Source organism: Paracoccus denitrificans, from assembly GCF_900100045.1.
Classification (GTDB): domain Bacteria; phylum Pseudomonadota; class Alphaproteobacteria; order Rhodobacterales; family Rhodobacteraceae; genus Paracoccus; species Paracoccus denitrificans.
This window is the reverse complement of the sequence record NZ_FNEA01000017.1, coordinates 24,896-43,162: the sequence shown is the minus strand read 5'-3', so window position 1 is coordinate 43,162 and position 18,267 is coordinate 24,896. Positions and strand designations below refer to the sequence as shown.

The 18,267-nt window shown below is 67.5% G+C and carries 17 protein-coding genes; 13 read left to right on the top strand and 4 right to left on the bottom strand.

The genetic code is table 11. From position 1 onward, the window contains the following. Positions 1-129: 129 nt before the first annotated feature. From BLT64_RS15680 to BLT64_RS15660, 5 genes are read left to right on the top strand one after another with little or no spacing between them, the layout of a single operon-like run. The gene (locus tag BLT64_RS15680) at positions 130-1,614 is read left to right on the top strand and encodes a putative nucleotidyltransferase substrate binding domain-containing protein (protein ID WP_232290643.1); all 1,485 of its coding nucleotides are present in this window, start codon (positions 130-132) and stop codon (positions 1,612-1,614) included. Continuing rightward, complete coding sequence (locus BLT64_RS15675) at positions 1,611-1,856, top strand: hypothetical protein (RefSeq protein ID WP_011751329.1); 246 nt, start codon at positions 1,611-1,613, stop codon at positions 1,854-1,856. Before BLT64_RS15680 ends, BLT64_RS15675 begins: the two co-directional genes overlap by 4 nt. Then, on the top strand, positions 1,853-4,558 hold the full coding sequence (locus tag BLT64_RS15670; RefSeq protein WP_011751330.1) for an ATP-binding protein: 2,706 nt from the start codon (positions 1,853-1,855) through the stop codon (positions 4,556-4,558). Before BLT64_RS15675 ends, BLT64_RS15670 begins: the two co-directional genes overlap by 4 nt. Next, positions 4,548-4,913: a response regulator transcription factor gene (locus BLT64_RS15665; protein WP_011751331.1), complete on the top strand. Its 366-nt coding sequence runs from the start codon at positions 4,548-4,550 to the stop codon at positions 4,911-4,913. Before BLT64_RS15670 ends, BLT64_RS15665 begins: the two co-directional genes overlap by 11 nt. Then, a complete protein-coding gene (locus tag BLT64_RS15660) occupies positions 4,910-7,030 on the top strand; it encodes a 3'-5' exonuclease (protein WP_011751332.1) in 2,121 nt (706 codons plus the stop codon). Before BLT64_RS15665 ends, BLT64_RS15660 begins: the two co-directional genes overlap by 4 nt. Before the next feature lie 33 nt (positions 7,031-7,063). Here the strand turns inward: BLT64_RS15660 and BLT64_RS15655 are convergent, their stop codons facing one another. Both BLT64_RS15655 and speB read right to left on the bottom strand, forming a co-directional pair. After that, positions 7,064-9,226 (bottom strand): esterase-like activity of phytase family protein, encoded by a 2,163-nt coding sequence (locus tag BLT64_RS15655; protein WP_011751333.1) that lies wholly within the window; start codon positions 9,224-9,226, stop codon positions 7,064-7,066. Between the two features lie 277 nt (positions 9,227-9,503). Further along, positions 9,504-10,472, bottom strand: a complete 969-nt coding sequence (gene speB / locus BLT64_RS15650) for an agmatinase (RefSeq protein ID WP_011751334.1) — start codon at positions 10,470-10,472, stop codon at positions 9,504-9,506. Between the two features lie 337 nt (positions 10,473-10,809). On the opposite strand from speB, the gene BLT64_RS15645 reads away from it, so the two are divergent. From BLT64_RS15645 to BLT64_RS15635, 4 genes are all read left to right on the top strand, one after another. Continuing rightward, entirely contained in the window at positions 10,810-11,424 is a 615-nt protein-coding gene (locus tag BLT64_RS15645) for an RBBP9/YdeN family alpha/beta hydrolase (protein ID WP_011751335.1), read from the top strand. 60 nt (positions 11,425-11,484) lie between these two features. Next, positions 11,485-11,631 (top strand): hypothetical protein, encoded by a 147-nt coding sequence (locus tag BLT64_RS26895; RefSeq protein ID WP_157137466.1) that lies wholly within the window; start codon positions 11,485-11,487, stop codon positions 11,629-11,631. Further along, a complete protein-coding gene (locus BLT64_RS15640) occupies positions 11,631-12,965 on the top strand; it encodes an FAD/NAD(P)-binding protein (protein ID WP_011751336.1) in 1,335 nt (444 codons plus the stop codon). Before BLT64_RS26895 ends, BLT64_RS15640 begins: the two co-directional genes overlap by 1 nt. Positions 12,966-13,218: 253 nt before the next feature. Next, positions 13,219-13,776: an NAD(P)H-dependent oxidoreductase gene (locus BLT64_RS15635; RefSeq protein ID WP_011751337.1), complete on the top strand. Its 558-nt coding sequence runs from the start codon at positions 13,219-13,221 to the stop codon at positions 13,774-13,776. A gap of 95 nt (positions 13,777-13,871) precedes the next feature. Here the strand turns inward: BLT64_RS15635 and BLT64_RS15630 are convergent, their stop codons facing one another. Beyond that, positions 13,872-14,225, bottom strand: coding sequence for a hypothetical protein (locus tag BLT64_RS15630; protein WP_011751338.1), 354 nt, complete (start codon positions 14,223-14,225; stop codon positions 13,872-13,874). Next, positions 14,209-14,460, bottom strand: coding sequence for a hypothetical protein (locus BLT64_RS15625; protein WP_011751339.1), 252 nt, complete (start codon positions 14,458-14,460; stop codon positions 14,209-14,211). Before BLT64_RS15625 ends, BLT64_RS15630 begins: the two co-directional genes overlap by 17 nt. Before the next feature lie 132 nt (positions 14,461-14,592). On the opposite strand from BLT64_RS15625, the gene BLT64_RS15620 reads away from it, so the two are divergent. The 4 genes from BLT64_RS15620 to BLT64_RS15600 all read left to right on the top strand — a co-directional run bounded on the left by BLT64_RS15620 (position 14,593) and on the right by BLT64_RS15600 (position 18,246). Then, positions 14,593-15,066, top strand: coding sequence for an Lrp/AsnC family transcriptional regulator (locus tag BLT64_RS15620; protein WP_011751340.1), 474 nt, complete (start codon positions 14,593-14,595; stop codon positions 15,064-15,066). Positions 15,067-15,265: 199 nt separating this feature from the next. Then, on the top strand, positions 15,266-15,442 hold the full coding sequence (locus BLT64_RS26890) for a hypothetical protein (RefSeq protein ID WP_157137467.1): 177 nt from the start codon (positions 15,266-15,268) through the stop codon (positions 15,440-15,442). Positions 15,443-16,046: 604 nt separating this feature from the next. After that, positions 16,047-17,399, top strand: coding sequence for an LLM class flavin-dependent oxidoreductase (locus BLT64_RS15605; protein ID WP_011751343.1), 1,353 nt, complete (start codon positions 16,047-16,049; stop codon positions 17,397-17,399). A gap of 4 nt (positions 17,400-17,403) precedes the next feature. Beyond that, positions 17,404-18,246 carry an ABC transporter permease gene (locus tag BLT64_RS15600; protein WP_011751344.1) on the top strand — a complete coding sequence of 281 codons (843 nt, stop codon included), beginning with the start codon at positions 17,404-17,406 and terminating at the stop codon, positions 18,244-18,246. Positions 18,247-18,267: the final 21 nt, after the last annotated feature.

Sequence of the window (18,267 nt, the reverse complement as noted above, 5' to 3'; positions counted from 1 at the left end):
TCAAGGTATTGCGAGCAGGAGGAGTGCCGAATTGGCGCCCGGTGCAGCCCCGCGAGGGTTGTGCCGGTCGCTGTTAAAGGGTCGGGAGGGGGCAGAGAGATCCATGGGTGATTCCTCTGGGGTTATGGTTTGGCTCGCGCGGACGATGCGGCGGGGATGCCGGCGGTGACGGCCGGCGATCAGGCGCTGCGCCACGAGCAGCGCGAGATGGTGACGCTGGTCACCGCGCGGGTGCGCGATGCCATCCTGCGCAAGCCGCATTTCGTCGATGCCGAAACCGACCTGGTGACGCTGTGCGGCGAGCTTGCGGCGCGCGGCATCGCCGATGCGCTGGTGCGCGACGGCGACAGGCTGGGCATCTTCACCACGACCAATCTGGTGCAGGCCATCCTGCGCGATGCGCCGCCCGCGTCGCTGAAGGTGCGCGACTTCACCAGCTTCACGCCCTGGTCGGTCTCGGTCGAGGACGATCTTTACGACGCGATGATGCTGATGCTGCGGCACCGCATCCATCGCGTGCTGGTGCGCGACGGAGACGAGGTGGTCGGCATCCTCAGCCAGATGGACCTGATGGGCTTTCTGGCCAACCAGTCGCACCTGATCTCGGCCGAGATCGCGCGGGCGACAAGCCCGGCCGAACTGGCCCGGCCCGCCGCCCAGGTCGAGGCGCTGATCCGCGTGCTGCACGAGGACGGCGTTCGCATCGAGGTCATCGCCGGGCTGGTCGGGGCGCTGAACCGGCAGATCTTTCGCAGGCTGTGGCAGATGCTGGCGCCGCAGGCCCTGCGCGATAACAGCTGCCTGATCGTCATGGGCAGCGAGGGCCGGTCCGAACAGATCATCCGCACCGATCAGGACAATGCACTGATCCTGCGCGACGGCTTTGCCTTCGACGGGCTCGACCGCGTGACGCAGGCCTTTACCGAGGCACTGATCTCTTTCGGCTATCCGCCCTGTCCCGGCGGCATCATGCTGAGCCGGCCCCTGTGGTGCCAGAGCGTGCAGGCCTTTGGCGACACGCTGCGCGACTGGATCCATGGCGACGATCCCGAGGGGCCGATGAACCTGGCCATTTTCCTCGATGCCGCCGCCGTCGCCGGGGACGAAAGCCTGCTGGCCGCCTTGCGGGATCGGTTGCAGCGCATGCTGACCGGCAGCGACAGCTTTTACGCCCGTTTCGCCGCCGCGATCCGGCAGTTCGACAGCGGGGCCGAGGGCGGCTGGTGGCGCCGCCTGCCGGGCATGCGCGGCCCCGAGGCGGCCGAGATCGATCTCAAGAAGCTGGGCATCTTCCCGGTCGTGCACGGCACCCGCGCCCTGGCGCTGGAATATGGCATTGCCGCGTCCGGAACCCGCGCCCGCCTGCAGGCGCTGGCCGGGGCGGGGCGTATCGATGCCGGACTGGCGCGCGACCTGGCCGATGCGCTGCATTGCATGATGGCGCTGAAGCTGGACAGCAACCTTGCGCAGATCGCGCGCGGGCAGGCGCCCGACAACAGTATCCGCCCGACCGAACTGGGCCGGCTGGACCGGCAGGCGCTGCGCGATTCGCTGAACATCGTGCGCGACTTCAAGCAATGGCTGGGCCAGCATTACCGGCTGGACCTGCTATGAGGCGGCGCGACGGACCATCGGCGCAGGTGCTGCTGGCGCTGTGCGGCGCCGGTTTCCTGCTGTTCAACTTTCCCTTGCTGCTGATCTGGGACCAGCCGTTGACGGTGCTTGGCCTGCCGCTTCTGCCGGTGGCGCTGTTCGTGATCTGGGTGGGGCTGATCGCGGCGCTGGCCTGGGTCAGCGCGTCGCGCGGCGGACGGGGCGGCAAGGAGCCGGAGAAGCACGAGGAGAGGGACGGATGATCCAGCCCGGCCTCGTCCTTGCCGTCTCCTTCGGCTATCTGCTGCTGTTGGTGGCGGTGGCGGCGCATGGCGACCGCCGCGCCGATCAGGGGCGCTCGCTGATCGACAGCAGCTTTGTCTATGCGCTGTCCTGGGCGGTCTATTGTTCGGCCTGGACCTATTTCGGCAGCGTCGGGCGTGCCGCCTCGGGCGGGGTGTGGTTCCTGCCGATCTATCTGGGGCCGATGCTGGCCATGCTGCTGGCCTGGCTGGTGCTGCGCAAGATGGTGCGGATCGCGCGCAGCTACCGCATCACCTCGATCGCGGATTTCATCGCCAGCCGCTATGGCAAAAGCCCGCTGCTGGCGGCGCTGGTGACGCTGATCACCGTGGTCGGCATCCTGCCCTATATCGCCTTGCAGCTGAAGGCGGTCTCGGCCGGCTATGAGGCGCTGACCGGCGGCCTGGGCCAGTCCGATGCGGCCTGGTGGCGCGACGGCACGCTTTACATGGCGCTGTCGCTGGCCGGTTTCGCAGTGGTCTTCGGCACCCGGCACCTCGACCTGTCCGAGCGGCACGAGGGCATGGTCGCCGCCATCGCCTTTGAATCCGCGGTCAAGCTTGCGGCCTTTCTGGCGGTCGGCGTCTTTGTCACCTACGGGCTTTTCGGCGGCATGGGCGACATCTGGGCGCGTGCGCAGGCCCAGCCCGACATCGCCGGCCTCTTGCGGCTTGGCGGGCAGGGGTTCGAGGGCTTTCAGGGCGCGCAATGGTTCGCGCTGACGCTGCTGTCCATGCTTTCGGTGCTGATGCTGCCGCGCCAGTTCCAGGTGATGGTGGTCGAATGCGTGAACGAACGGCATATCCTGCGCGCCTCGTGGCTGTTTCCGGCCTATCTGCTGCTGATCAACATCTTCGTGCTGCCCATCGCCATCGGCGGCATGCTGATCTTTGGCGATGGCGGGGCGGGGGCGGAAAGTTATGTGCTGACGCTGCCCCTGTCGCAGGGGGCGGAGTGGCTGGCGCTGCTGGCCTATCTGGGCGGGCTTTCGGCGGCGACCGGCATGATCATCGTCGAGACGGTCGCGGTCTCGACCATGGTCTGCAACGACCTGGTGATGCCGGCGCTGCTCAGCAGCGGCCGCTTCGCCCGCACCGGGGGCGATCTGACGCGGGTCTTGCTGAACATCCGCCGTGCCGCGATCCTTCTGGTGCTGCTGCTCGGCTATCTTTATTTCCGCATCGCGGGCGAGGCTTATGCGCTGGTCTCGATCGGGCTGATCAGCTTTGCCGCGGTGGCGCAATTCGCCCCGGCGCTGCTGGGCGGCATGTATTGGCGCGGCGCGACGCGGGCCGGCGCGCTTGGTGGGCTGCTCGGCGGGTCGCTGGTCTGGGCCTATACCCTGATGCTGCCGTCGCTGGCGCGTTCGGGCTGGATCGGGGCCGGGTTCCTCGACGGCCCCTTCGGCCTGGCGTTCCTGGCACCGCAGCACCTGTTCGGCCTGACCGGCTTTGACGAACTGACCCATTCGCTGTTCTGGAGCCTGATGGTCAATATCGGGCTTTACGTCGGCCTGTCGCTCAGGGGTCGCGTCTCGGCGCGCGAGGCCAGCCAGGCGCTACTGTTCGTCGAGGTGTTCCAGCGGGGGCAGGCGCAGCCGGTCTTCTGGCGCGGTAGGGCGCGGCTTGAGGATCTGCGCCGGCTGGCGGGCCGCTTCCTGGGCGCGGCGCGGGCCGAGGCGCTGTTTCGCGACCACGCGCGCGAGACCGGGACCGCGCTGGACAGCCTGACCGCCGATGCCCGGCTGGTGGACCGGGTCGAGCGCCAGATCGCCGGCGCCATCGGCACCGCCTCGGCCCGCGTCATGGTCGAATCGGCGGCGCAGGAGGAATCGCTGAGCCTGGGCGACGTGCTGGAGATCATCGACGAGGCGTCGCAGGTGCGCACCTATGCCCGTGAACTGGAAGAGGCCACGGTCGAGCTGCGCGCCGCCAATGAAAAGCTGAAAAGCCTCGACCAGCTCAAGGACGACTTCATGTCCTCGGTCACGCATGAGCTGCGCACGCCGCTGACCTCGATCCGGGCGCTGACCGAGTTGATGCTGGACACGCCCGACATCCAGCCCCAGGAGCGCGAGGAGTTCCTGAACATCATCCTGTCGGAAAGCGAAAGGCTGAGCCGGCTGGTCAACCAGGTGCTGGACCTTGCCAAGATCGAATCCGGCATGGCGGAATGGCACAATACCGACGTGGACATGAAGGCGCTGATCGTGGCGGCCCTGCGGTCCACCGCCGAACTGTTCCGCGAGCGCGGGGCCGAGGTGCTGGCCGACCTGCCCGAGCAGGTGCCGATGGTGCTGGCCGATCCCGACCGGCTGACGCAGGTGCTGGTCAACCTGCTGTCGAATGCCGCGAAATTCGTCCCCGAGGGCCGCGGCCGGGTCGAGGTGGCGCTGCGCCATCGGGGTGACGAACTGGTGGTCACGGTGCGCGACAACGGCCCCGGCGTCGCGCCCGAGGACCAGGCCGCCGTCTTCGACAAGTTCCGGCAGGGCGGCGAGGCCGGCAACCGCCCGCCCGGCACCGGGCTCGGGCTTCCGATCAGCCGGCAGATCGTGGTTAATCTGGGGGGCAGGATGTGGCTCGACAGCCAGCCGGGGCAGGGCGCGTGCTTCGCCTTCAGCCTGCCGCTTCGCAGCAAGGGAGGGTCCGATGACGGATAGGGTGCTGATTGCGGATGACGAGCCGAACATCGTCGTCTCGTTGTCCTTCATGCTGAAACGCGAGGGCTACGAGGTGCTGGTCGCCCCGGACGGCACGCAGGCGCTGGCGATGATCCGCGGCGAACGGCCGCGGCTGGTGCTTCTGGATGCGGCCATGCCGGGCATGAGCGGCTTCGAGGTCTGCGAAGCGGTGCGCGCCGATCCCGAGCTTTCCGGCATCCGCATCCTGATGCTGACCGCCAAGGGCCGCGACACCGACATCGCCCGCGGCATGGGGGCGGGTGCCGACGCCTATGTGACGAAACCTTTTTCGACCCGCGACCTGATCGTGCGCATCCGCGAGATGCTGGCATGAGGCCCGGCCTGCGCCGCCTGTTGCCTGTCGCCGCACCGGGGCTGGCGCTGATGCTCTGGGCGCTTGGCGGTGCGGTGCTGTTCCATGCCTCGCTGCCGGCGGGGCAGGGTGCCGGGCTGGTCTCGGCGCTTGGTCCCGCGCTGCAGGCCAACGGCGCGATCCTGTTCGGCTGGTGGCTGGCCGGGGCGGCGCTGGCGGGCTGGTGGGCGGCACGGCTTCATGCCCGCCATGTCGAGGGTCCGGCGCGGCTGGCCGATGCGGCGCGGCTGCTGACCGACAATGCCGATGCGCCGCGGCTGGAGGCGGCTTCGCCTCCTGCGCTGGCCGCGCTGGCCGATGCGGTGAACCGGCTGGCCGATCAGCGCCAGGCCCTGCGCACCGACATGGCCCGGCTGGTGGCCGAGGCGCAGCAGAAGGTGGCGCAGGAACGCGACCAGCTTGGCGCGCTGATGGCCGAGTTGCGCCAAAGCGTCGTGGTCTGCAATCTCGACGGCCGCATCCTGCTTTACAACGACCATGCGCGCGGCCTGTTCCATCGCGTCTCGGGCGGGCAGCTTGCCGGCGGGGCCGAGGCGATCGGGCTGGGCCGCTCGATCCACGGCGTGATCGACCGCGCCCTGATCGAACATGCGCGCGAGACGGTGGACCGCCATATCGCGCGGGGCGATACGGCGGTTTCGGCGCAATTCGTCACCACCACGGCCACGGGCAGCCTGCTTCATGTCGTGCTGGCGCCGGTGCGGTCGCAGGGCGGCGCGATCAGCGGCTATGTCCTGCTTCTGGACGACATCACCCAGGATTATGCCGCCCAATCCCGTCGCGACCGCCGCCTGACCGAGCTGACCGAGGCCAGCCGCGCCTCGCTGGCCAATATGGGCGCGGCGCTGGACATGCTGGACTATCCCGACCTGGAGCCGGCCGAGCGCGACGGCTTCCATGCCATCGTCCGCGACGAGGTGGCGGCCATGGGCCAGCGGCTGGCGGCGATGACGGCGGATGCCTCGCAAGAGATCCTGACCCGCTGGCCCCTGCAAGAGATGCTGGGCGACGACCTTCTGGCGGCCGCGGCGCAGCATGTGCTGGCGCAGACCGGGCGGGTGGCCAAGGTCGAAAGCGCCGAAGAGGGGCTGTGGCTGCGGCTGGACAGCTTTTCGCTGATCCAGGCGCTGGGCGCGCTGGCGGGGCAGTTGAAGGGGCCGCAGGGCATGCCGTCGCTGACCCTGCGCCTGGCGCCGGCCGCGACGCCGGGCTGGGCGCATCTGGATCTGGTCTGGCCGCTTGATCCGGCCGCCCCGGCCGCGGGTGGCGATACCGGCGTGCAAAGCGCCGCCCGCGACATCGCCGAGCGGCATGGCGGCGAATTGTGGCTGGAACAGGACCGCCCGGCCGGCCTGTCCTTCTTTCGCTTCCTGTTGCCCACCGCGGCGGCCGGACCCGAGGCCGAGGCGCTGGAGGCGCGGCCGGAATTCTATGATTTCGACCTGTTCGCGGCCAGCGATTCCAGTCGCTCGCTGGACGACCAGCCGCTGGAGCGGCTGAGCTATACCGTCTTCGATACCGAGACGACCGGCCTGAACCCCGCGCAGGGCGACGAGATCATCCAGATCGGCGCACTGCGCATCCTGAACGGCAAGCTCTTGCGCGGCGAACGCTTCGACCAGCTTGTCGATCCCGGCCGCGAGATCCCGCCCGAATCCATCCCCTATCACGGCATCCATCCCGAGATGGTGCAGGGCCAGCCCCGCATCGCCGAGGTGCTGCCGGCATTCCACGCCTATGCCTCGGACACGGTTCTGGTCGGCCACAACGTCGCCTTCGACATGCGCTTCCTGCAACTGAAAGAGGCGGCGACCGGGCTGCGCTTCGACCAGCCGGTGCTGGACACGCTGCTTCTGGCCAGCATCGCCCAGCCGCACGAGCCCTCGCATTCGCTGGAGGCCATCGCTGCGCGGCTGGGGGTCGAGATCACCCAGCGCCACAACGCGCTGAGCGATGCGCTGGTGACGGCCGAGGTGTTCTTGCGCCTTCTGCCGCTGCTCAAGGCCCGCGGCGTCGTCACGTTGGGCCAGGCACGCGAGGCAGCCGAGCATTCCTATTACGCCCGGCTGCGGTATTAGCGGGCAGGGCCGGCGACGGCCCCGCCCCTGGCATCACAGCGCGCCAAGGTTCCAGAACAGCGTCTCGCCCGAGCTGTCGTCCACGCCGTCATTGTCGGTCACCACCCAGGCGTCGCCCCGGGCGTCGAAGGCCAGCCCCTCGACCTTGTCCACCACATAGCCGTTGGTCAGCCCGCGCAGTTCGGGGATCAGGTCGCGCACCTCTTGCTTGGCGACGACCGGCAACTCGCCCCCCAAGGCCGCCGGTTGCAGGTCGGCCAGCGCCACGCGAAAGATCTTTTTCACCGCCGCCCTGTCGCCGATCAGGTTGTCGCGTTCGATGACATAGGCGTGTTCGCCCTTCACCGCGATCTCCGACAGGCCCATCCAGCCCTCGCCCTTCGGCTCCAGCGGATAGCGCACCGCGCCCCATTCCCCGGCGTCGAGGTCATAGGCCAGCAGCTTGACCTGCCCCTGCGGATCGTCGCCCCATTCCCGCTGCATCGCGACCCAAAGCGTGTTGCCGACCTTGGCGATGCCTTCGGCGCCGAAGCGGGTCTGATGCGCCAGCAATTCGGCGGGCATCGCGATTTCCTGCGTGATCTCGCCCGCCTCGTTCACATGCAGGATGGCATGGGGCACCAGCTTGGCCGCATCGCCCTCGTTCGCCAGCCAGAAGCCGCCCTCGCCGTCCGAGGCCAGCCCCTCGATGTCGAGCTTTTGTGCCGCATTGCCGCCGCGGGTGACGATGGTCTGCTTTACGATCCGGGCCGGCTTGGCGCTGATGTCGATCTCGTAGATCGAGGGCATGGCCGAATAGACGCTGTCCGAGGCGGCGAAAAGCCGGTCGTCGCGCCCGGGGGCCGAGGCCAGCGCGCCAAGCGCGCCCCAGCCGATCGGCGCGTCCGCCCCGGCCGAGGTCAGCATCGGATAGGCCGGCTCGGCATCCGAGCGCTCGAAGATCATCACATGCGCCCGTGCTGCGCCGTCCTCGCCCAGATCGGCCTCGTTTGCGGTGACGAACAGGTTGCGCGCGGGAATGGCGACCGCCCCTTCGGGCGAGATGCCCGAGGGCAGGATCTGGGTCGGTTTCGGCGCTGCCGGGTCGGTCAGGTCATAGACCGCCACGACCGAGGCGCGCTCGGACAGCACGAACAGATAGGGCGTCTCGCCGAAGCGGGCGAATTCGACGCTTTCGATCTCGACGCCCTTGGATTTCGAGCGTTTCTCGGGATAGTGGCCGATCTCGGCGATGGCATGTTCCAGCGTGGCGCCGGATTCGTAAACGACCGTGCCGTCCTTGTTCCAGATGGTGAAGCCGCGCGAGCCGCCCTTCCAGTCGCCTTCGTTGGCGGTGACGAAATGATCGGTGTCGATCCATTTCACCCCGTCGGGTTCGCGCGGGATCGGGTCGGTCTTGCCGGAAAAGTCCAGCCTGCCGTCGGTCCTGGTATCGACATTCTCCAGCACGACCGCGCCGGCCGAAAAATGCGTGGCGAGTTTGCCATCGGCGCCGATGACGGCGATGTGGTTGTTTTCCTGAAGCGTGACGACGATCTCGCCCGCCTCGTTGATGTCCACGAATTCGGGTTCGGGATCCTCGGGTGCGATCTCGGCCAGGCCGGTCAGTTCGATCCGCTCAAGCGCCGCGCAATCGGCCGTGCCGTCCCGAACGGGCAGCTTGACCAGGAATCCCGCCGGCATCTGCGGCAGCCCGCCGTCGCCCGCTTCCTCGTCGCGCTCGTTCTCGATCGCCACGGCCAGGAAGCTGCCGTCATGCGCCACCGCCACCGAATCCGGCTGGCCGCCAAGGTCGCAGGATGCCACCTCGGCCGCGCTGTCCAGATCGATCACGGCAAGCCGGCCCGAGGGGTTGGCGTGGCTTTCCGAGGTGTTCACCCCGACGAAGGCGCGCGACCCGATGATATGGGCGGTGGTCGGTTCGCCGTTCAGCGCGACATTGCCCAGCGGCTTCGGCGCCCGGGGGTCGGAGATGTCGATCAGCCCGACCACGCCCAGGGGGCTGTCGGTATAGATCAGGGTCATGCCGTCCGGCGAAGCCGAGATGATCTCGGCCGACGAGGTGCGGTCCCTGTCCTCGCCCTCGGCCATGTTGGCGGTGACTGGGAACGAGGCGATGCGGTTGAAGCTTTCGGACAATGCGGGGCCGGCAAGAAGCGCAAGCATCGAGGCGGCGGAAAGCAGGCGGGCGGTCATGGCAACTCCTGGGATGCGGATCGTGCGCAAGCTACGGCCGGCATGAAACGGTCCGGTAACGCAGGGCCGACAGTTTCATGTCATCTTTTCGCGGGCCCTGCAGCCCGGCCGTCCCGACAAGAGAAAGCCCCGCTCCGGCGAGGGAGCGGGGCAGGCGCCAATGCAGAAAACAGGGTAACAGGATACTCGATGACCTTGAAAGGTGCCGCCGGTCTATCGCCTGTCCGGCCGGCCGTATGTGCGCTGCCGCACAGTCGGGCGAAAAAACGCGCCGGGGTCAGCCCTGCCCGGCCCGGCCGGCGGCCAGCACGCAGAGCAGTTCGAAAAGCACCGTCGCGCCGGTCAGCGCGGTGATGCCGCCGATGTCGAAGGGCGGCGAGACCTCGACCACATCGGCGCCGACGATGTTCAGCCCGGCAAGGCCGCGCAGCATCGCCTGCGCCTCGCGCGTGGTGAAGCCGCCGATCTCGGGCGTGCCGGTGCCCGGTGCCATCGAAGGGTCGATGCCGTCGATGTCGAAGGTGACATAGGCGGGTGCATCGCCCATCAGGGCGCGGACCTCGGCCATCACGTCGTCGGGGCCGCGTCGAGCGAATTCCTCGATATGGATGATGCGGACGCCCTGATCCCTGGCCCATTGGTGCTCGTCGGCCGCATAGACCGAACCGCGGATGCCGATCTGCACCATGCGCCTGGGGTCCAGGATGCCCTCTTCGATGGCGCGTCGGAAGGGCGTGCCATGGGTATAGGGATTGTCGCCGAAATAGCTGTCGTTGGTATCGGAATGGGCATCGAACTGCACCAGGCCCAGCGGACCGTGCCCGGGGTCCGCCTTGTGGATCGCCCGCAGCACCGGCAGCGTCGTCAGGTGGTCGCCGCCCACGCTCAGCGGCAGGGCGCCCTTGGCGCAGACCTGGGCGATGCCGTCCTCGATCTGGCGCAGCGCGGCCATCAGGTCGATGGGCTGGACGACCAGGTCGCCGATATCGGCGACGGCCAGCCGTTCATAGGGGGCGATGCCGGTGACGTGATGGACGCGGCGCATCAGGCTGGACTGGTTGCGCACCTCGCGCGGGCCGTGGCGGGCACCGGCGCGGTTGGTGGTGCCGCCGTCCCAGGGGATGCCGAGGATGGCGACATCCAGCCCCTCGGCGCTGGCGACCGCCGGCAGGCGCATGAAGGTCGAATGCCCGGCAAAGCGCGGGATCAGGGCGGCGTCGACGGGTTCGTGCAGGGGTCGGGGCATGATGGCTTTCGCTGGAGGGGTTGCGAGACGGCGTCTTGTCCAGCGCATGATGCCTTGCGCCGGCCGGGATTGGCAAACCGGATCGGCATCGCACCCGTTTTCCGGCCAAGGCCCCGTCATGGCGACACCGTCGGTCCCGACCCGCACCGGCCCGTCCGCTTGCCGGGCAAGGCGAGGAAGCAATCAACCCATCGGGAACATTAGGTTTTTCTGCCGGGCTGGCATGGCGGTCATTCAGGCACGGCGCCCCGGTGGAATTTCCTTCTCCATTTCCAGCGAATTTTGGAACGAAAAAACTCGACTAACATGATAGATATTTACCGGAAGGAGAGACGCCATGATTCGCACCCTACTTCTCCCCGGTCTCGACGGATCGCCTGCGCCGCATTGGCAGCATTGGTGGGCAATGTCGGATCCGAGTTCGGCCATCGTCGAGCAGGCCTCGTGGTCGCGGCCCTGCCCGGACCAGTGGCTGACCGAGATTGCCGGCGCCTTGCTGCTGCATCCGGGCGCGGTTCTGGTGGGGCATTCGCTTGGTGCGATCGCGGCGGTAAAGCTCTTGCTGCAATGGCCGCAACTCAAGGTGGGCGGGGCGCTGCTGGTGGCCCCCGCCGAACCAGGCCGCGATCCGCGCACGGCGGTCTTCGGACGGATTCCCGAAGCCCCGCTGCCGGTGCCGACCATCGTGGTGGCCAGCCGGAACGACAGCTGGATGGACTATGAGCGGGCGCGCGAACTGTCCGCCCGCTGGCGCGCATCCTTCGTCGATCTGGGCGAGGCGGGGCATATCAACGTGGCCGCAGGCTTCGGGCCCTGGCCGCAGGGGCGCCTGTTGCGCGCCCTGCTGCCCGATGTCGCCATCGAACCCGCGGCCTTGCGCCTGCCGCCCCGACCCGCCGCGCCCGCGCTGCGGTCGGTGCCACGCGCCCGGCTGGAGCGGCCTGCGCTGTAACGCGGCCCCGGCAGGCATGGCCGGGACCGGATGGGAAACCATATGCGAAAGGATGAACCGATGTATTACGCCACCTACGACCCGGGTTTCAGCGCCTTTCTTTCGCAAGGCGACCAGGAGATCCTGCCCGATCAAGAGGAAAACCGTCTGGGCCAGGCGCTGGCGATCTTCTGGGCGCTGGCCTTCGTCTGTCTGATGGTGATGTGATGGACGGCCAGTTTCCTCAGGACGGTCATCGTCACATCATCATCGTCGGCGGCGGTGCAAGCGGGGTGCTTGCCGCCGCCCATCTGCTTAGGAACGATCCCTTCCTGCGCATCAGCATGATCGAGAAATCGCACAGCCTGGGATGCGGCATCGCCTATTCGACGGATGATCCGGGTCACTTGCTGAACACGCGCGTCCATAACATGAGTGCCTTTCCAGACGATCCCGAGCATTTCCTGCGCTGGCTGCACAGCTCGGGCGAGGCGCCGGAGGCCACGCCCGATTGCTTTGCCGGCCGGACGGCCTATGGCCGCTATCTGGAAAACCTGCTTACCGCCTGGGGCGGGGACCGGCTGACCTGCCACCGCCAGGAATGCCTGCGCATCGAGGAAAAACCCGGTTGCGTGCGGGCCTGCCTGGAGGATGGCAGCGCGATCATGGGCCACCTGGCCATCCTTGCCACCGGCCATGCGGTTCCGCAGCATCCCCCCAAGGGCATGCGCGGTGGTTGGGACTTTGCGCCCCCGGCCGATTCCGGGGCCGATGTGGTCATCATCGGCACCGGCCTGTCGATGGTGGACCATGTGGTTACGCTGCTTGGGCGGGGGCATCGCGGCAGCATCACCTGCCTGTCGCGGCGCGGGTTGCTGCCGCGCGCCCATGCCGCCAGCCGTGCCATGGCGATCGCGCGCGACGAGATTCCGCTTGGCGCCCCGGTCAGCCGGGTGCTGCACTGGCTGCGGGCGCGCATCCGCCAGGCCGAGGCCGAAGGGCTTGGCTGGCGCGATGTCCTGGACGGGCTGCGTCCCCATGTCAGCGCGATCTGGCAGGGTTGGGACGAGGACAGCCGGCGCCGCTTTCTGCGCCACGCCGCCTCGTGGTGGGAAGTGCATCGCCACCGCATGCCGCCGCAATCGGCCGCACTGATCGCCGATGCCCAGGCGCGGGGCCAGTTGCATGTGCTCAGGGCCCGGTTCGAACGCCTGGCGGATGACGGCGTGCATGTGCTGACACCCGAAGGCCCGCACCTGCTGCCGGCCGGTCATGTCATCGACTGTCGCGGCATCCGGCGCGATCCCGAAACCGACAGCTCGCCGGTGGTGCTGGACCTGATCGCGACGGGGCAGGGGCGGCTGGACCCGCTGCGGCTTGGCCTCGACACGACCAGGGAGGCCCGGCTGATCGCGCGCGACGGCAGGGTGTCGTCCCGGCTGTTCGCCATCGGTCCCTGCGCCCGTGCTGCGCTTTGGGAGATCACGGCGATCCCCGATATTCGCGTGCAATGCGCCCGTCTGGCCGAATTGCTGGACCGCTTGCCGGAGCCGGTAGGCTGACATCCGGGGCCGCTTCATTTGCGCGGGGGTGTCCGGGGAAAGGACGATGACGCCTCGATCCGGTTCCCGGCGGGAACATCCCCGCGATCCCCTTGCGCGGCCTGCCGGTGCGGTGCCGGGGATGCCCGTTCTCCGATCCGGCGGCTTGGCGGTGGTTTTCATCCTCTGGGCCGCCCGGCTTTGGAATGGCCGCTCGGGCAGCCGCGGCCTAAGTATTTCACCATGAATCAAGTCGTCTTTTCGGGAGAATATAGTGCCTGGACCTCGCATCGTCGCTTTTGCCGGCTCGTGGAGCCGACCCTCGAAAACCCGCAGCCTGGTCGAAGAGGCCGCGCGCCGCGCCGTCGCGCGCTTCGGCGGCAGCGCGCATGTCTTTGACATTGCCGATCTCGGTCCCGATTTCGGTTCGCTGCGGCAACCGCAGGACGGACCCCACACTCGGCATCTGGATGCCTTTCTGGCCGCCGATGCGCTGATCGTCGCCAGCCCCGTCTACAAGGGCAGCTATACCGGGCTGTTCAAGCATTTCATCGACCTGATCGAGCCCGTTGCCCTGGTCGGCAAGCCTGTGCTGCTGGCCGCCACCGGGGGCGGGGACCGTCATGCGCTGGTGATCGAGCATCAGCTTCGCCCGGTCTTCGGGTTCTTCGAGGCCCATACGCTGGCCACGGGGCTTTACGTTTCCGCATCGGATTTCGGCCCCGATGGCCTGGCTTCCGAGGCTGCCTCGACGCGGCTGGACCGGGCGGTGGCGCAATTCGCCGCGCATCTTTCCCGACATGATGCGGCACCCCTGCTTGCGGTCGGCTGAACGCCGCCGCAGGGGCCGGCCCTGCCGTCAAGCGCGTCCCCGATGGTTGCGGCCCGCCTGACCGGAACTGCCGTGCCCTTGCGCCGGCCGCCTTGTCACGGCAGGCGCGACTGGATGCGGCGCAGCTTTGCCCGCGCCTCGTGCAGGGGCGTGCTGAACGGCGCCGGGATCTTTTCGGCCGGCCGCAACTGCTCCAGCGCCAGCGCCGTTTCCTGGGCCGCGCTGAGCCCCAGCCAGTCCTCCGGCAGCAGCAGGATGCGCAACCGCCGCAGCCTTTGCCGGTCCCTGTCCCAGAGCGCGAACCAGCGCGGACCGGCCCGCCGGACCGTCCATGCCGGGTCCGGCAGGATCGCATCCCAGCCCTTTCTGCGGCCGGGCGGCATCGCCCGGGCCTTGCTGGTGGTCAGGAGCAGCAGCCGGTCAAGCAGTCCTTCACGATACCGCACCATGGCTGGAGCCTCCGTCGCGGGCGTTGACCGGCTCGACCTCGGCCCGCCACAGCAGCCGGTCGCGGCCGCGCATGAAGGCCGCGATGGCGGCGCGCGGCGAGTGGGTCAACATGCTCAGCGGGATGCCGTTCAGGCTGGGAACCTCACCCGTCCTGCGATCGATCAGCCGGACCGAGAACAACTGGCCTTCCTCGGCATTGGCGCCCGTCCCGTTCGTCACGATGAACTGGTTCATGTCGCTATGGCCTCCATTGGCAGAATCGCCTGTTGCGTCAGGCTTTATAATACACGATTGAACACATAGACAATATCGTTAATTGTAGCCCGGTCACCGCACCCGAATCCCTGACGTGAAGAAGGCAGAGAAATGCAGGATCTGGACCTGATCGACCGCAAGATCGTGGCGGAGCTGATGCGCGATGCGACCTTGCCCATCGCGCAGATCGCCGAGAAAGTGGGCTTGTCGCAGACGCCTTGCTGGAAACGGATACAAAAGCTCGAGGCGCTGGGCGTGCTGACCGGGAGGGTGGCGCTGGCCGATCCCGCCAAGCTGGGATTCGGCATCCTGGTCTTCGTCGAGATCGAGGCGCCGAATCATTCGCTGGAATGGCGCGAGGAATTCACCCGCGCCGTTGCCCAGCTGCCCGAGATCATGGAGGTCTACCGCATGGCGGGGCGGATGGATTACATGCTGCGCGTGGCGGTGCCGGACATGGCCGCCTTCGATCTGTTCTACAAGCGGCTGACGGATGCCGTGCCGATCAAGAACGTCACCTCGCATTTCTCGATGGAGCGCATCCACTTCAGCACCGCCTATCCCGTCGATACCCGCAACCGCTGACGCGCAGGGCGGAAAAGCCGGCCGCCGTGCGGTATCGCCGCCCTGCGGTTCATCCTCGGGAATCGACGGCATGCCTCGCAAATGGTGAGGATCTGCTAATTCATGGTAAAGACGATATACTTTATCGTGTAAAATGATGCCGGATGTGCTATGCTGACCAGGTGGCGCAACCCTGTGCAGCCCGTTTGGAGGACTTAAAATGACCAACGAACCGAGCAAAAGCGAAGTGAAGCAGGCCATTTTCAAGGAGCGTCAGACGCTCAAGGCGGCTGCGGATATCCTGGACGACCGCGATGCGGTCGATGCGAGGCATCTGGAGAGCCTTCCTGCACCAAAGACGACATGGGAACAGGGCTACGACGCCCTCGGCAGATGATCGAAGCAGATGACTGAAGACGGAGCGGCGGGAACTTCCCGCCGTTTTCATATGCGCTGCGGACATTCATGCGACCCGCGCGTCAGCCATGCAAAAATCCAGTGTGACGCATCGCGCCCGACAAGGAAGGCAAGCCGCCTCATGCGACCGGTGCAAGGAGTTCCGAAAAGCCGGGCACATGGATCGGCAGGGGAAGGACCGGCCCCGACAGCGATGACCGGGTTTCCAGCATCTTCTTCTCCCAGGATGGAAATGAACGATGAAAGGCTTCCCCCAGAGGGTGAGTCTTTGGAATGGCCCGGGCCGGATGTCTGGGGAATATTAGACGACAAGATAGATCGTCATTGGGAGAGGGCCATGACACTCCGCATTGCCGACCTCCGGCAACAGGTCGAAATTCCAGGCCGCCGGTCCATCGGGTGGTCCATGTCGCCTGTGCGCGATGGCCCATCGGCTGGCCCGGCCCCGTTGACCGGCTGACGCGCGGCCGAGCGGCAGCCGCCCCGGTCGGCAAGGCCAAGCCCGACCAGCAGCATTTCCAATCCAGACCGGCCCCGACCTGCCACGGGCGGACCGATCCCCCTTTGCCTGAAGGACAAGAGACATGACACGCAAGATTCGCCTTGGCGCCTTTCTTCCCGGCGGCGGCCAGCATATCGCCGCCTGGCGCCACCCCGACCAGCCCGTCGACGGGGCGACCAGCCTGGAGTTCCACGTCGCGCTTGCGCAGGAAGCCGAGCGCGGGCTGTTCGATGCCTATTTCCTGGCCGACGGCCTGGCCATCGCCTTTGGCGGCGGCATCGAGGGCGGCAACGCCAAGGTCGCGGGCTTCGAGCCGGTGACGCTGTTTGCGGCGCTCGCACCCCTCACGAAGCATCTCGGCTTCATCGCCACGGCCTCGACCACCTATGAAGAGCCCTATAACCTTGCCCGCAAGTTCGCCTCGCTCGACCTGATCTCGGGCGGGCGCGCGGGTTGGAACGTGGTGACGACAGCCACGGAAAGCGCGGCGCGGAACTTCAACCTCGACCAGCAGCATCCCCATGCCTGGCGCTATCGCCGTGCGGCCGAGCATGTCGATGTGGTCGGGAAGCTGTGGGACAGCTTCGAGGACGACGCCTTCATCCGCGACAAGGAAACGGGCGTGTTCTTCGACACCGAGAAGGTGCATTTCACCGATCACCAGGGCGAGCATTTCAAGGTCAAGGGGCCGCTCAATGTCTCGCGCTCGCCGCAGGGCCATCCGGTCATCGTGCAGGCCGGCCAGTCCGAGGACGGTCGCGGTCTTGCCGCCGCCACGGCCGAGGTGATCTTCACCGCGCATCAGCGCCTTGATACCGCGCAGGAATTCTATCGCGATATCAAGGCCCGCGCCCGTGGCCTTGGCCGCAACCCCGACCATGTGCTGGTCATGCCCGGCGTCTCGCCCTTCGTCGGCCGGACCGAGGCCGAGGCGCGCGAGAAATACGAACGCCTTACCGACCTGATCCTGGAAGAGGACGGCATCGCCCTGATCAAGGGGCTGACCGGCGGCACGCTGGACCTGACCGGGGCGGACCTCGACGGCCCGCTGCCGCCGCTGGACCCGACCGAGGGGATGAAATCGCGCCAGGTGCTGATCCGCCAGATCGCCGACGAGAACGGCTTTACCATCCGCCAGCTTTACCAGTGGATCGCCTCGGCGCGGGGCCATTTCACCATCGTCGGCAGCGCAGAGCAGATCGCCGACACCTTGCAGGAATGGTTCGAGAACGAGGGCGCGGACGGCTTCAACATCCTGCCGCCCTGGCTGCCCACCGGCCTGAGCGATTTCGTGGACCTGGTGGTTCCCGAATTGCAGCGCCGCGGCCTGTTCCGCACCGAATACGAAGGCCGCACGCTGCGCGAGAACCTGGGCCTGCCCTTCCCCGAGAACCGCTGGGCGGTCGAGCGCCGGTCGACCCATGCGGCGGAGTGACGCCATGACCTTGCAGCATCTGGATACCCCGCCCATTCCGCTTTCGCGCGATTCCGCCCCGGGCGGGTCGCTGCTGCGCCGGGGCGCCGCCGTCGCCCGCCATGGCCTGTCGCGCTATGGCCTGCTGGCGGGCTTCCTGGTCCTGTGGCAGGTGGCCAGCACCATGGGCTGGGTCAGCCCTGCCGTGCTGCCGCCGCTGGACAAGATCGCCGCGGCGCTGTGGAACGGCATCGCTTCGGGCGCGCTGGTGGACGACATCGCCATCAGCCTGCAACGCTCGGGCATCGCCTTCGCCGGTGCCGTGGTTCTGGGCATCCCGCTGGGCCTGCTGATGGGCCAGATCCCGGCGGTGGAGCGGGCGCTGGATCCGATCCTGCAACTGTTCCGCCAGACTTCGGCGCTGGCGCTCTATCCGGTGTTCATCCTGCTTTTGGGCCTGGGCGAGACATCGAAGGTCTTCGTCATCTTCTGGGCGACGCTGTTTCCCGTCCTTTTGGCCACCATCGGCGGCGTGAAGGAGGTGGACGGCAAGCTGATCGAGATGGCCCGGACCTATGGCGCGTCCCGGTTGGCGGTGTTTCGCCGGGTGATCCTGCCGGCCTCGGTGCCATCCATCTTCGTCGGACTGCGGCTTTCGGCCACCACGGCGCTGCTGCTGCTGATCGCGGCCGAGATGATCGGTGCGAACAAGGGGCTCGGCTTCCAGGTGATGAACGCCCAATACAACTTCCAGATTCCGCTGATGTTCGCGGCCATCTTCCTGCTGGCGGCGCTTGGCCTGGCCGCGAACTTTGTCCTCGTCTCCCTGCAAAACCGTCTGTGCCGCTGGGCCGCGCCGGCCCGCTGATCCTTGAAACAGAAAGTTGAT